Source organism: Sphaerimonospora cavernae, from assembly GCF_042435035.1.
In the GTDB taxonomy this organism is placed as follows: Bacteria; Actinomycetota; Actinomycetes; order Streptosporangiales; family Streptosporangiaceae; genus Sphaerimonospora; species Sphaerimonospora cavernae.
The window spans coordinates 282080-295871 of sequence record NZ_JBHMQT010000032.1; the positions used below are offsets into that span (position 1 = coordinate 282080).

Here is a 13792-nt window from a genome sequence, read left to right on the forward strand (position 1 = left end):
CCTCACGGGAGCAGCGCCAGCAAAGGCTGATCAACAGCCGGGCTGGGCGTCTCCGACCTGGTGATCGCCGCGTGTGCCGAGTTGAACGACGCGGTCGTCGTTCACTACGACCGGGGCTTCGACACCATCGCGGCGTTCACGGGGCAGAAGGTCCGCTGGCTGGTGCCCGCGGGTTCCGTTAAATGACAGGTGTCGGGACGGAGGCCGTCCCAGGCTCCAGGAAGCGGGAGCCGGTGACCTTCTCGGAGATGCCGGTCCGGTCCAGGTACGGCGTGACGCCGCCGGTGTGGAACGGCCAGCCGGCGCCGAGGATCATGCACAGGTCGATGTCCTGCGCGGCCGACACCACGCCCTCGTCGAGCATGAGCCGGATCTCCTGGGCCAGCGCCCGCAGCGCGCGCAGCCGCACATCCTCGCCGGTCGAGGGGGATGAGCCGCCCTCGAACAGTGCCCGCGCCTCGGGGTCGATCTGGAAGTCGGCCCCGTAGACGCCGGGCCTGCCCGCCGCGACCAGCCTGGCCAGGTTCTCCGACACAGAGAAGCGGTCGGGGAACGCCGCGTGCATGGTCTCGGCGACGTGCAGCGCGACGGCCGGGCCGACGAGCTGGAGCAGCGCGAACGGCGTCATGGGCAGGCCGAGGGAGTCGAGGGCGTGGTCGGCGACCTCCAGCGGGGTGCCCTCGTCGACCGCCGCGATGACCTCGCCCATGAACCGGGTGAGCAGCCGGTTGACGACGAACGCGGGGGCGTCCTCGACCAGCACGGACGACTTCTTCAGCGATTTGCCGACCGCGAAGGCGGTGGCCAGCGTCGCGTCGTCGGTGGCGGCACCGCGCACGATCTCCAGCAGCGGTAGTACGGCCACCGGGTTGAAGAAGTGGAAGCCGACCACCCGCTCGGGGTGGCGCAGCTCCGCGGCCATCTCCGTGATCGACAGCGACGAGGTGTTGGTGGCGAGCACGCAGGTCTGCGCGACCACCTCCTCGACCTCGGCGAACACCTTCCGCTTCACCCCGAGGTCCTCGAAAACGGCCTCGATGACGAAGTCCGCGTCGGCGAAGGCGTCCTTGGTCAGCGACCCGGTGACCAAGCCCTTCAGCCGGCCCGCCTGGTCGGCGGGGATCCTGCCCTTGGCGTGCAGGTTGTCCACTTCGGCGTGCACGTAGCCGACGCCCCTGTCCAGGCGCTCCTGATCGAGGTCGGTCAGCACGACCGGCACCTCCAGCCGCCGCGCGAACAGCAGCGCGAGCTGCGAGGCCATCAGCCCGGCGCCGACCACGCCGACCTTGGTGACCGGCCGGGCCAGTGCCCTGTCCGGCGCTCCCGCGGGCCGCTTGGCGCGCCGCTGGACCAGGTCGAAGGAGTACAGCCCGGCCCGCAGCTCGTCACCCATGAGCAGGTCGGCCAGCGCCTCGTCCTCGGCGGCGAATCCCTCGTCGCGCGAGGCCGTACGGGCCAGCGCGATGAGGTCGAGCGCCCGGTAGGGCGCGGGGGACGCGCCGCGCAGCTTGAGGTCGACGAGGGTGCGGGCCTGTTCGATCACCGGTGCCCAGTCGGCCTCGGTGTGCGCGGCGCGCTCGACGGTCACCTCGCCCAGCAGCACCCGGGCGGCCCAGAGCAGTGACTCCTCCAGGAAGTCGGCGGGCTCGAACATCGCGTCGGCGACGCCCAGCTCGAACGCGTCACGGCCCTTGATCGTGCGGTTCTGTGACAGCGGGTTCTCGATGATGAGCTTGATGGCCTTCTCCGGGCCGATCAGGCGGGGCAGGAGCTGCGTGCCGCCCCAGCCGGGGACCAGGCCGAGGAAGCACTCGGGCAGCGCGATCGCGGGGACGCCGGACGAGACGGTGCGGTAGGTACAGTGCAGGGCGATCTCCAGCCCGCCGCCCATCGCCGCGCCGTTGACGAACGCGAACGACGGCACGCCGAGCTCGCCGAGCCGGCGGAAGACGTGGTGGCCCAGCGCGCCGATCGCGTGGGCCTCCGCACGGGTGGCGAGCTCGGCCGCGCCCTTGAGGTCGGCTCCGACCGCGAAGATGAACGGTTTGCCGACGACGCCCACGGCCGCGACGTCCGAGCGTGCCGTGATCGTGTCCAGGGCCTCGTTCAGCGCGAGCAGCCCGTGCGGGCCGAAGGTATTGGGCTTGGTGTGGTCGAAGCCGTTGTCGAGCGTGATCAGCGCCATCGTGCCCGCGCCGTGCGGCAGTTCGACGTCGCGTACGAGCGCCAAGGTGACGACCTCGTCGGCGCTCTTCCCGGTGAGGAGGGACTTCAGGTTCTCGACGTTACTCATGCCATGTTCTCCCAGATGACCGTGCCGCCCATGCCCATGCCGACGCACATCGTCGTGATGCCGTACCTGACATCCGGATTGTCGGCGAAGTGGCGCGAGAGTTGGCTCATCAGCCGAACGCCGGACGACGCGAGCGGGTGGCCGAACGCGATCGCGCCGCCCCAGGGGTTGACGCGCGGGTCGTCGTCGGCGATGCCGAAGTGCTCCAGGAAGGCGAGCACCTGTACGGCGAACGCCTCGTTGATCTCGAAGAGACCGATGTCGCCGATGGTCAGCCCGGCCAGGCGCAGCGCGCGTTCCGTGGACGGGATCGGACCGATGCCCATGACCTCGGGGTCCACGCCGGCGAAGGCGTAGGACACCAGGCGCATCCGCGGGGTCAGCCCCAGCTCCCCGGCGACCTCCTCGGCGGCCACCAGGCAGCCGGTGGCGCCGTCGTTGAGGCCCGCGGCGTTGCCCGCCGTGACCCTGCCGTGCGCGCGGAAGGGGGTCTTCAGCGTGCGCAGGCCCTCCAGTGTCGTGCCGGGCCGGGGCGGCTCGTCGGCCGTCGCCAGGCCCCAGCCCTCGGCGGCCTTGCGGGTCGCCATCGGCACCAGGTCGTGCTGGATCCTGCCGTCGGCGTACGCCTTGGCGACCTTCTCCTGGGAGGCGACGGCGTACGCGTCGGCGCGCTCCTTGGTGATCGACGGGTAGCGGTCGTGCAGGTTCTCCGCGGTCATGCCCATGATCAGGGCCGAGCCGTCGACGAGCCGTTCGGACAGGAAGCGCGGGTTGGGGTCGACGCCCTCGCCCATGGGATGGCGGCCCATGTGCTCGACCCCGCCGGCGATGGCCACGTCGTAGGCGCCGAAGGAGATGCCGCCGGCGACGTTGGTGACGGCGGTCATGGCGCCGGCGCACATCCGGTCGATGGCGTATCCGGGCACCGACTTGGGCAGGCCTGCGAGCACGGCGGCCGACCGGCCGATGGTCAGGCCCTGATCGCCGATCTGGGTGGTCGCCGCGATGGCGACCTCGTCCACCCGCTCGGGCGGGAGGGCAGGATTGCGCCGCATCAGCTCACGGATGACGCGGACTACCAGGTCGTCGGCACGCGTCTCGGCGTACAGGCCCTTGGGGCCCGACTTGCCGAAAGGCGTCCGAACGCCGTCGACGAAGACGACTTCACGGGACGCAGGCACCATTCGCTCCTACTCATCGGTAGCTTCCACTCTAATGCTACTGGCGAGTAACAGAGATCGGGGCTGCGCCCCAGACACACTCTCCAGTGCGCCCCGCGGGGCTGTTCAGGTTTCGAGGGCCGGCTCCGCCGATGCTGTTGCCGAAACGCGGCTGCGGCGGTAGCCGTACAGGAAGTAGACACCGGAGCCGATGATCATCCAGACGAGGAACCGTAGCCACGTCTCGACCGGCAGGTTGAGCATCAGGTAGAGCGAGGCGAGCACCGACAGGGCGGGCACCACCGGCACCCACGGCGTACGGAACGCGCGCGGCAGGTCGGGCCGGGTCCGGCGCAGGATCAGCACGGCGATCGCGACCACGATGAACGCGAACAGCGTGCCGATGTTGACGAGCTGCGCGATCGCGCTGAGCGGGATCAGCGCGGCGAGCAGCGCGGTCGCGCATCCGATGACGATCGTGATCCGGTAGGGCGTGCGGAACCGGGAGTGGACCCGGGCCAGGGAACGCGGCAGGAGGTTGTCGCGGCACATGGCGAACAGCACCCTGCTCTGGCCCAGCATGAGGATCATCACGACCGTGGTGAGCCCGGCGATGGCGCCGATGCTGATCGTCGTGGCGAGCCAGGGCTTCCCGACGGCGCGGAAGGCGTCGGCCAGCGGCGCCGACTCGCTGAGCGTGGAGTAGTGCTGCATGCCGACGACCACCAGCGAGACCGCGACATAGAGCAGCGTGCAGACGGCGAGCGAGGCGATGATGCCGATCGGCAGGTCGCGCTGCGGATCACGGGTCTCCTCCGCCGCGGTGGCGACGACGTCGAAGCCGATGTAGGCGAAGAACACCAGCGCGGCCGCGGTGAAGACGCCGAAGACCCCGTACGCCACCGGCGTCACACCGAACACGACCTGGATGAGCGGCGCCGACAGCCCGTGGCCGGCCGGGACCTCGTGGGGCGGCGGGATGAAGGGCCGGTAGTTCTCGCCCTTCACGAAGAACAGGCCGGCCGCGATCACGAGCAGGACCACCACCAGCTTGACCGCCACCATGACGCCGTTGAAGCGGGCGGACATCTTGATCCCGGCGACCAGGACGGCGGTCAGCAGCAGCACGATCGCCGCCGCCGGCACGTTGATGACCGCGTGGTCGCCGGCGATCGAGTCCGGCAGGTAGATCCCGAAGTTCTTGAGCAGGGACGTGAAGTAGCCCGACCAGCCGGCGGCCACCACCGCACCGCCGAGGGCGAGCTCCAGCATCAGGTCCCAGCCGATGATCCAGGCCGGGAACTCCCCGATCGTCGCGTAGGAGAACGTGTAGGCCGAGCCCGCCACCGGGACGGTGGAGGCGAACTCCGCGTAACACAATGCCGCCAGGCCGCACACGACGGCCGCGATCAAGAAGGAGATCGCGACCGCCGGGCCGGCTGCCTGACGCGCGGCCACGCCGGTCAGCACGAAGATCCCGGTGCCGACGATGACGCCGACACCGAAAACGGTCAGATCCAGGGCGGACAGGCTCCGACTCAACCGGTGCTCGCCGTCCTCGGCGTCAGCTATGGACTGCTCGACCGGTTTCGTCCGGAAAACACTCATCCGCAGGCTCCTCATCGGGTCGGTGACCTGCAGACTTCCCGGAAACTGGAGGTTTTACTCGCGATTTGTCAATCCGTCGACTGGGCCTGTCGCGCAGGTTGGCCCTCCAGAATAGGCGAGCGCTGGTCCTCCAACGCCGGAACGCGCCGCGCCACCGCTTCCGTGATCTCCCTGGCGATGCCCTGCCCGGTGAGCCCGATCTCGGACAGGATCTTCGGCCGCTTGGCATGGTCGAGGAACCGCTGCGGGATGCCGTACGTGCGCACCGGCACGTCGAGGTCGGCGTCGCGCAGCAGGCGGGCGACGGCGTCGCCGACCGCGCCGACCCGGCCGTTGTCCTCCACCACGGCCACGAGTTTGTGCGCGGCCGCGGCCTCGACAAGCGCCTCGTCCAGTGGTTTGACCCAGCGCGGGTCGACCACCGTGGCCGAGATGCCCTGGGCGTCGAGCAGGGCCGCCGCCTCCACGCACGCCCCGGCCATCGGGCCGACGGCGATGAGCAGAACGTCCGCTCCCCCGGCCGCCCGCGCGTCAGCGCCGTCGAAGCGCAGCACGTCCATGCCGCCGAGCCGGCCGACGGCCTCGATCTCGGGCGGCACGGCCCCCTTGGGATAGCGCACCACCGTGGGTCCGTCGTCCACCGCGACGGCCTCGGCCAGCAGTTCGCGCAGCCGTACGGCGTCACGGGGCACGGCGACCCGCAGCCCGGGGATGACCTGAAGGATCGACAGGTCCCACATCCCGTTGTGGCTGGGCCCGTCGTCGCCGGTCACCCCGGAGCGGTCGAGCGCGACGGTGACGGGCAGCCGGTGCAGCGCCACGTCCATCAGAAGCTGGTCGAAGGCCCGGTTGAGGAAGGTCGCGTAGACCGCCACGACCGGATGCAGGCCGCCCATGGCCAGCCCGGCGGCGCTGGTCAGCGCGTGCTGCTCGGCGATGCCGACGTCGTAGATGCGGTCGGGGTAGGCCGCGGCGAAGGAGGCGAGCCCGACGGGGTGCAGCATCGCCGCGGTGATGGCCACGATGTCGTCCCGCTCCGCGCCGAGCCGCACCAGCTCCTCGCTGAACACGTTGGTCCAGCCGTGCGGCTTGGGCCGCTCCTCTCCGGTGACCGGATCGAAGGGGCCCGGCCCGTGGAAGCAGTCCTCGTCGTGGTTCTCCGCGTGCGCGTAGCCGTGCCCCTTGCGGGTGAGCACGTGCACGATGACCGGCCCGCCGAACGCCCTGGCCCGGCGCAGGGCGGACTCCACGGCCGCCTCGTCGTGGCCGTCGATCGGGCCGACGTACTTCAGCCCCAGGTCCTCGAACATGACCTGTGGCGTCAGGATGTCCTTGACGCCCTTCTTGATGCCGTGCAGCGTCTCGTACAGGGGAGGACCGACCACGGGCACCCTGCCGAGGTTGTTCTTCACCAGTTCGAGTGCGTGCTCGTAGCCCTGGGTCATGCGCAGCGACGACAGGTGCGAGGCGAGACCGCCTATGGTCGGCGAGTAGGAGCGGCCGTTGTCGTTGACCACGACGATCAGCGGCAGGTCCCTGTGTGCCGCGATGTTGTTCAGCGCCTCCCAGGCCATGCCGCCGGTGAGCGCGCCGTCGCCGATCACCGCGACGGCCGTGCGGCCGGTCTCACCGCGCAGGCGGAAGGCCTTGGCGAGGCCGTCGGCGTAGGACAGGGCGGTCGAGGCGTGGGAGTTCTCGATGAAGTCGTGCTCGGATTCGGCCCGGCTCGGATAGCCCGACAGCCCGCCCTCCTGGCGGAGCGTGTCGAAGTCGCCGGCCCGGCCCGTCAGCATCTTGTGGACGTACGCCTGGTGGCCGGTGTCGAAGAGGATGGGGTCGCGCGGCGAGTCGAAGACCCGGTGCAGGGCGATGGTCAGCTCCACGACGCCGAGGTTGGGACCGAGGTGGCCGCCGGACCGCGCCACGGAGCCGACCAGCGACTCGCGGATCTCCGCGGCCAGCTGGGGGAGGTCACCGGCCTCCAGTCGCTTCACGTCGAGCGGGTCCTTGATCGTCTCCAGAATCCCCACCAGTCTTCCTCTCCCGCTCGCCGTCGAACAGACACGCAGTCTAATTCGCGGGAGCGTTCACCACCTCAGGGACTGCGCTGAATCTTGACACACCTACCGCGTATCCCATTGATTCCGCTTTACCCTTCCGTCCCTTCTGCCCTACGCTTCTGATCTCGTGCCCGAAACCCTTCGACTCTCTGCCCGCCGAAGACGCCCGACGACGATTCGCACAGGCCTTCGCCCGATCGTCGCCGCGGTCACGGCCGCGGTCGCCGCGTTCTCCCTGTCGGCTCCGGCCGAGGCCGCCGCCCGATCGACCGTCCAATCGAGCGCTCAGTCAACCACGCAGTCGACCGCCAGGTCCGCCGCCCATTCGGCAGCACGGGGCAACGCCCTCATCGGCAATCCCCTGTACAAGACGGGGGAATTCGACTTTCCCGACTGCAAGGAGCTGAGCCGCAGTCCCGACGACCTCGACAGCTACCGGGTCTACCTCGACCACCTCCTCGACTGTCTCAACGTTTCATGGACCGAGGAGTTCCGCCAGGCCCGGCTGCCGTTCTCGCCGCCGAAGGTCCGCTACATCACCCGCGGCGTGAAAACCGGCTGCGGCACGTACCCGGCGAACTACGCCGCCGGCATGTACTGCCTGCTCGACAAGACCATGTGGATCATGGTGTCGAAGTATCAGCTCGCCGACCCGAACGAGTTCAACCTGTTCACCGTGATCGCCCACGAGTACGGGCACTACGCCCAGGACCGCGCGGGCGTCTTCACCGCGGCCAACCGGCAGCTGCGCAGGGCGAGCAAGCGGCAGGTCTACGCGATGACCCGCCGCATCGAACTGCAGGCCGAGTGCTTCTCCGGCGCGTTCATCGGCAGCGTCTGGAGCTCCCTGGGGCGCGACCAGCTCGACTTCGACAAGCAGCTCGACTGGATCATGGGCGACAAGCTTCACGGCACGACCAAGAACATCCGCTACTGGCTGAAGCGCGGCTGGCTGGCCAACGGCCCGCACGCCTGCAACACCTTCAGCGCCCCCGCCTCCCGCGTCACCTGACGGCGCCCACGCGGGGCGCCACACCTACGTGGGCGCCACGCGCGCCAGCGCCTCCAGGGGGTCGGCGAGCACCTGGGCGAAAGCCAGCTCGGCGGCCCCCACCAGGGTGGCGTCGTCGCCCAGCGCCGACGTGCGCAGCCGGAGCCGCTCCCTGGAGGCGGTCAGGGTCGTGGTGTTGATCTGCGTCCGGATCTGGGCGGCAGCGCCCAGATAGAGCTCCCTCAGCACCCCGCCGAAGATCACCATCTCCGGATTGAAGATCTTGACGAGGTTGGCGACGCCGAGGCCGAGCCAGTCGCCCACCCGGTGCAGGGCGTCCTGCGCTCCCACGTCGCCGCGGTCGGCGGCGTCGACCACCACGCGCACGGCCTCGCCTCCGATGGCCTGGCCGTACCGGCCGGCGTGCTCCATCAAAGCGCGCTCCCCGACCTCGGCCTCCAGGCAGCCACGGGATCCGCACGCGCACAGCCGGCCTCCCGGATTTATGATCATGTGACCGACTTCGCCGCCGTAACCGCCCAGGCCGCCCAGCAACTGACCGTTTGCCATGATCCCGCCGCCGATGCCCACGTCACCGTGCAGGTAGATGAGGTCGCGGCAACCGACGCCGACGCCCCGCGACTGCTCGGCGAGCGCACCCAGGTTCCCGTCGTTGCCGACCGCGACGTCCAGGCCGATCTCCAGCCGCTTCGTCAGTTCCTCTCCGAACGGCGCATCCTCGAAGCCGATGTTCGGCGCGAACCGCACGACTCCGTCCGTACGGCCGACGGCTCCGCAGATCGCGGCCGCCGCCCCCACGCAGACCGAGTCGGACCCGATCCTGCGGCGCATCTGCCTGGCGAACCCGGCGAGGGCGGCGACGACCTCCTCCATCTCGAACCCGTGGCGCGGCCGGACCATCTGGCGGCGGTCCAGGATCACTCCGCCGAGGCCGACCCGGGCCGCGACCAACCGGTCGACGCCGACGTCGAAGGCGAGCACGTGGACCCGCGCCGACTCGGGCAGCACCACCAGGGAGGGCCGTCCGGCTCGGCCGGTGTCCCTCGGCAGTTCCTCGCGTACCAGGCCCGCCGCCGTGAGGTCCGCGGTGAGCGCCATGATGGTGCTGCGGTTCAGCCCCATGAGGTTGGTCAGCTCCGCCCGCGACGTCGGCCCCGCCAGATGGACGTGGCGCAGCAGCGTGCCGAGGTTGTGCTTGCGGATCTCCTCCTGGGAGGGACCTGCGCGCATCATGGCCAGCCTCGGATTCCGTGGGGGTCGGGTCGGTCAAGTCGAGTCGAAGATCACTTTAGCGGGGGCCGGTCCCCGTCATCGTCGGCCGCCGGTCGCCGCTCGCTTCCTCGACAGCGCGTCCACGCTCGCCGCGAGCAATAGTACGGACCCGGTCACGGCGAACTTGACGCCCGCACTGTAGCCCATGAGGCCCATGCCGTTCTCGATCACCGCCACGACCGCGCCGCCGAGGACGGCGTCGAGCGCGCGCCCCCTGCCGCCGAACAGGCTGGTGCCGCCGATGACGGCCGCGCCGACGGCGAACAGCAGCACGTTGCTGCCGCCCGTGTTGGGGTCGACGGAGTTGGCGCGGGACGCGGCGATGATGCCGCCGACCGAGGCCATGAACGAGCAGATGACGAAGGCGGAGATGCGGATGCGGTCGACGTTGATGCCGGCCCGGCGGGCCGCCTCCGCGTTGCCGCCGACGGCGTAGATGTGCCTGCCGTACGCGGTCCTGCGCAGCACGAACGTCCAGATGATCAACAGCAGCACGATCAGGGGGACCACGATGGGCACGCCCTTGAGTGAGACGATCGCGGCGTTGCTGCTGCGCTCCAGGTTCAGCACGTAGACCGCCACGCCGGCGACCGCGGCGAGCGCCGCGACGCGGAACCCGATCACGCTCATCGGGTCGGCGACCAGGCCGCGCCCCGTCCGGCGGCGCGCCTGCGTGATCTGGATGACGGCGTAGGCCGCCACGCCCACGATCGCGCCGGCCCACCCCAGTAACGGCGGCACGTTGTTGTTGGCGATCGCGAGGATCGTGCCGTCCTGGATGGAGATGTTCGTCCCGTTCTTGACCAGCAGCAGCACGACGCCCTGGAAGGCGAGGAACGCGGCCAGCGTGACGACGAACGAGGGGATGCCCAGCTTCGCGACCAGCGAGCCGAGCGCCAGCCCGATCAACACGCCGGTGAGCATGGCGGCCAGGACGGCCAGGTACCACGGCCAGCCCTCCAGTGTGAGCAGTACGGCGAGCACCGCCGCGCAGACACCGCTGGCGAAACCCGCCGACAGGTCGATCTCGCCGAGCAGCAGCACGAAGACCAGGCCCATCGCGATGACGGTGACCGCCGCGCCCTGGGTGAACAGGTTGGCGAAGTTGATCGCCGACAGGAAGGCCGGCCGCAGCACCGAGAAGATCACGCACAGCACGACCAGGCCGAACACGGCGGGCAGGGCCCCGAGTTCGCCGCCGCGCACCCGCTCGAAGTAGTTCCTGAGGTGGACGCCGGCCCTGGAGTCGGAAGCCCGCTGCTCGGGGAGCGTTTCCGTTGTCATGATGTCGCTCCGTTGCCGTTCCCGAGCCCGAGCTCTCCGCTGCGCCCGGAGGTGATGAGTTCGACGACCTGCGAGTGGGTCACCTCGGAGGTCTTGATCTGGGCGGCCATCCGGCCCAGGTAGAGCGCCGCGATCCGGTCGGACACCGCGAACACGTCGTTCATGTTGTGGGAGATGAGCACCACGGCGAGCCCGTTGTCGGCCAGGCGCCGGACCAGCTCCAGCACCTGCGCCGTCTGCGCCACGCCGAGGGCGGCCGTCGGCTCGTCCAGGATCACGACCTTGCTGTTCCACAGCACGGCCTTGGCGATGGCCACCGTCTGCCGCTGTCCTCCGGAGAGGCTGGAGACGTGCTGGCGGAGCGACTTGACCGTGCGGACCGACAGCCCCTCCAGGGTCTTCGCCGCCATCTCCTCCATGCCGGCCTCGTCCAGGACCAGGCCGCTCCTGCGCTCGCGGCCCAGGAACATGTTCTGCACGATGTCGAGGTTGTCGCAGAGCGCGAGGTCCTGGTAGACGATCTCGACACCCAGCTCCGCGGCATCCCGGGGACCGTGCACCTGAACCTTCCGGCCTTCGAAGAAATACTCCCCGGAGTCGATCTGGTGAATGCCCCCGACGCATTTCACCAGCGTGGACTTTCCTGCGCCGTTGTCGCCGACGAGTGCGGTCACCTCTCCGGCATGGGCCGAGAAGGCGACATCGTGAAGGACCTGCACGGGGCCGAAGCTCTTGTTGATGCCGCGCAGCTCCAGGATCGGTCCCTGGGACACGATGAGCTACTCCAGTGGGTAAGAGGGGACGTGCGTCGGGCGGGGCGCCGAGACGGCGCCCCGCCGAGGGAATGTCCGGTGGATCCTCGCTACGGCGAAGATCCACAGGACACGGCCCGGGGGACGGCTAGCCGATGCCGGCCTCGGTGCACTTGGCGGCGAACTCGCCTGTGCACAGCTCCTCCTTGCTCACGAATCCGTCGGCCACGACGTCCTTGACGCTGTCGAAGAAGATGGCCTGCGGATCGAGCAGCACCGAGGGCACGTCCCGGCCGCTCTCGGTGTCCTTGACCGAGCCGCTCGCGGCAGGCTTCTCACCCTTGGCCAGCGCCACGGCGAGCTGGGCGGCGGCGTCGGCCTCCTTCTTGATCGCCTTGTAGACGGTCATGCACTGGTCACCGGCGAGGATGTTCTGCAGGCCCTGCACGGTGGCGTCCTGGCCGGTGACCGGGACCTTGCCGTTGAGCTTCTGCTTCTTCAGCACGGCGATGGCGGCGTTGCCCAGACCGTCGTTCGCGGCGAGCACGCCGGCGATCTTGGGCTCCTGGGTCAGCATCTGCTCGAAGATCGTGCCGGCCTGGGTGTTGTCCCACTCCGGAACCGACTGGTCCGGACCCTTGACATATTCGCCGGAGTCGTACTTCGGCTGCAGCACGCCGTCGTAGCCGTTCTTGAACAGCGTGGCGTTGTTGTCGGTCGGCGAGCCGTTCAACTCGGCGACGATCGGCTTGTCCGCCTTCTTGTCGGTCAGGCACTTGACCAGGCCCTCGCCCTGCAGCGTGCCGACCTTGGTGTTGTCGAAGGAGACGTAGTAGGAGGCGCTGCCGCCCAGCGTGAGACGGTCGTAGTCGATCGTCGCGACGCCCTGCGACTGCGCCTTGTCCAGCACGGCCTTGCCGGTGCCGCTGTCCAGGTTCACGATCATCAGCACGGTCGCGCCGTCGGTGATCATCTGGTCGGCGATGGTCTGGAACTGGGTCTTGTCGCCCTGGGCGTTCTGGATGTCGTACTCGACACCCGCCGCTTTGAAGGCCTCCTCGAGGTACTTGCGGTCGGCGGTCTCCCACCGGGCCGACGACTTGCTGTCGGGGAGGATCACACCGACCTTGCCGGCCTTGGCCGGGGCGGCGGAGGCCGCGTCGGTGCTCTGGGCGGAGGTGTCACCGCTCTCGCCCCCGCAGGCGGTGAGACCGAGGGTGAGCACCGCGGCGGCGGCGCCGATGCTGAGGATCCCCTTGCGCATGATGCATGGGTCCTTTCTCTGGCTGGGAGGTCTATAGCTGGGGGTCTAGGGGGAGGGGTACGGCATGGCCGGATCGAGGCTCTCACCGTGCGAATGAATGTTGTTTGGGACAACGTAAGCCTCCGATGTCCGCCGGTTGAAGACACAGGACGGTAACGTTTGTTGCCCGCCATAACAATCAAGAAACGCGGTCGCGTCAGAGTGAGCCGGTCAGGCTCTGGACGAGGAGCACGCAGGCGGACAGGGCGGCGACGCAGAGGACCGCGAGCCGGACACGGCCGCCGTCGAGGTAGCGCCGCAGCGGACCCGACGCCGCGAAACCGGCCACCACGAAGGGGATCAGCAGCGCTCCCGCGCCGAGGACGCGCGGCGGCATACGGCCAAGGACCGCCAGCACCGCGATCGACTGCATCGCGCTCAGGAAGAAGAACATCGCGAGCGTGGCCCTGATCTGCGGGCCCCTGGCGCTCTGGTAGACCAGCGCGATCGGCGGCCCGCCGATGCCGGTCGCCGTGCCGGTGACACCGGACAGGAACCCGGCCGCCGACATAGTGACCCCGTTGCGCGGCACGGCCATCGCGCGGGCGGTCAGCGCCACCGCGACGAGCACCATCACCCCGACGGCGACGCCGAGCGCGTTCGTGCTCACGTACACGACGACGAAGCCGCCGATGACGCTGCCCGGCAGTCTTCCCAGCACGGCGAAGCCGAAGCCGCGCCAGTCCACCCGCCGCCACTCGGCCGCCAGCGTGAACAGGGGCATGGTGGCGTTGACCACCATGATCGCGCCCGGCATGGCCGTCGGGTCGAGCAACGTCAGCAGAGGAGCGGCGACCAAGCCCAGTCCGAACCCCACCCCGCCCTGCACCAGCGCCCCGGCGAAAACCGCAAATCCCCCGACAAGCAACAAAACCAAATCATGACCCATGGCGGCCGACCTTAACGGTGTGCCGCATGCGGCAGGCACCGGGCCATCCGGCCCCCAAAACCCTCCCGAAGTAGAATAATAACTCTCAGTAATCGAAATCTATTGCGAGAGTAATCACTCGCCTATAGAGTTCAGGGCGAGGACAGAGCCATGGCCCTC

The 13792-nt window shown here is 69.4% G+C and carries 11 protein-coding genes; 2 read left to right on the plus strand and 9 right to left on the minus strand.

From position 1 onward, the window contains the following. The first annotated feature begins 60 nt into the window (after positions 1-60). Positions 61-186, plus strand: a complete 126-nt coding sequence (locus ACFHYQ_RS14675; protein ID WP_394301683.1) for a PIN domain-containing protein — start codon at positions 61-63, stop codon at positions 184-186. On the opposite strand, the gene ACFHYQ_RS14680 is transcribed toward ACFHYQ_RS14675, so the two are convergent. The 4 genes from ACFHYQ_RS14680 to dxs all read right to left on the minus strand — a co-directional run bounded on the left by ACFHYQ_RS14680 (position 179) and on the right by dxs (position 7091). Continuing rightward, complete coding sequence (locus tag ACFHYQ_RS14680; protein ID WP_394301684.1) at positions 179-2293, minus strand: 3-hydroxyacyl-CoA dehydrogenase NAD-binding domain-containing protein; 2115 nt, start codon at positions 2291-2293, stop codon at positions 179-181. The two genes, ACFHYQ_RS14675 and ACFHYQ_RS14680, sit on opposite strands and share 8 nt — an antisense overlap. Then, positions 2290-3477 (minus strand): thiolase family protein, encoded by a 1188-nt coding sequence (locus ACFHYQ_RS14685; protein ID WP_394301685.1) that lies wholly within the window; start codon positions 3475-3477, stop codon positions 2290-2292. Before ACFHYQ_RS14685 ends, ACFHYQ_RS14680 begins: the two co-directional genes overlap by 4 nt. Before the next feature lie 102 nt (positions 3478-3579). Next, positions 3580-5061: an amino acid permease gene (locus ACFHYQ_RS14690; RefSeq protein WP_394301686.1), complete on the minus strand. Its 1482-nt coding sequence runs from the start codon at positions 5059-5061 to the stop codon at positions 3580-3582. A gap of 68 nt (positions 5062-5129) precedes the next feature. Then, a complete protein-coding gene (gene dxs / locus ACFHYQ_RS14695; protein WP_394301687.1) occupies positions 5130-7091 on the minus strand; it encodes a 1-deoxy-D-xylulose-5-phosphate synthase in 1962 nt (653 codons plus the stop codon). A 157-nt stretch (positions 7092-7248) separates the two neighbouring features. Between dxs and ACFHYQ_RS14700 the strand changes: the two genes are divergently transcribed. After that, positions 7249-8133 carry a neutral zinc metallopeptidase gene (locus ACFHYQ_RS14700; RefSeq protein WP_394301688.1) on the plus strand — a complete coding sequence of 295 codons (885 nt, stop codon included), beginning with the start codon at positions 7249-7251 and terminating at the stop codon, positions 8131-8133. 24 nt (positions 8134-8157) lie between these two features. On the opposite strand, the gene ACFHYQ_RS14705 is transcribed toward ACFHYQ_RS14700, so the two are convergent. From ACFHYQ_RS14705 to ACFHYQ_RS14725, 5 genes are all read right to left on the minus strand, one after another. Next, the gene (locus tag ACFHYQ_RS14705; RefSeq protein ID WP_394301740.1) at positions 8158-9363 is read right to left on the minus strand and encodes an ROK family transcriptional regulator; all 1206 of its coding nucleotides are present in this window, start codon (positions 9361-9363) and stop codon (positions 8158-8160) included. A 78-nt stretch (positions 9364-9441) separates the two neighbouring features. Continuing rightward, on the minus strand, positions 9442-10689 hold the full coding sequence (locus ACFHYQ_RS14710; RefSeq protein ID WP_394301689.1) for a sugar ABC transporter permease: 1248 nt from the start codon (positions 10687-10689) through the stop codon (positions 9442-9444). Next, a complete protein-coding gene (locus ACFHYQ_RS14715; protein ID WP_394301690.1) occupies positions 10686-11462 on the minus strand; it encodes an ATP-binding cassette domain-containing protein in 777 nt (258 codons plus the stop codon). Before ACFHYQ_RS14715 ends, ACFHYQ_RS14710 begins: the two co-directional genes overlap by 4 nt. A 127-nt stretch (positions 11463-11589) precedes the next feature. Further along, positions 11590-12705, minus strand: coding sequence for a sugar ABC transporter substrate-binding protein (locus ACFHYQ_RS14720; protein WP_394301691.1), 1116 nt, complete (start codon positions 12703-12705; stop codon positions 11590-11592). 196 nt (positions 12706-12901) lie between these two features. Beyond that, positions 12902-13615, minus strand: a complete 714-nt coding sequence (locus ACFHYQ_RS14725) for a sulfite exporter TauE/SafE family protein (protein ID WP_394301692.1) — start codon at positions 13613-13615, stop codon at positions 12902-12904. Positions 13616-13792: the final 177 nt, after the last annotated feature.

What these genes read in the sequence shown, in the direction of transcription:
- ACFHYQ_RS14685 (WP_394301685.1), bottom strand. Translation starts at nt 3,477, where the DNA reads ATGGTGCCTGCGTCCCGTGAAGTCGTCTTCGTCGACGGCGTTCGGACG.
- ACFHYQ_RS14690 (WP_394301686.1), bottom strand. Translation starts at nt 5,061, where the DNA reads ATGAGTGTTTTCCGGACGAAACCGGTCGAGCAGTCCATAGCTGACGCC.
- ACFHYQ_RS14705 (WP_394301740.1), bottom strand. Translation starts at nt 9,363, where the DNA reads ATGCGCGCAGGTCCCTCCCAGGAGGAGATCCGCAAGCACAACCTCGGC.
- ACFHYQ_RS14710 (WP_394301689.1), bottom strand. Translation starts at nt 10,689, where the DNA reads ATGACAACGGAAACGCTCCCCGAGCAGCGGGCTTCCGACTCCAGGGCC.
- ACFHYQ_RS14720 (WP_394301691.1), bottom strand. Translation starts at nt 12,705, where the DNA reads ATGCGCAAGGGGATCCTCAGCATCGGCGCCGCCGCCGCGGTGCTCACC.
- ACFHYQ_RS14680 (WP_394301684.1), bottom strand. Translation starts at nt 2,293, where the DNA reads ATGAGTAACGTCGAGAACCTGAAGTCCCTCCTCACCGGGAAGAGCGCC.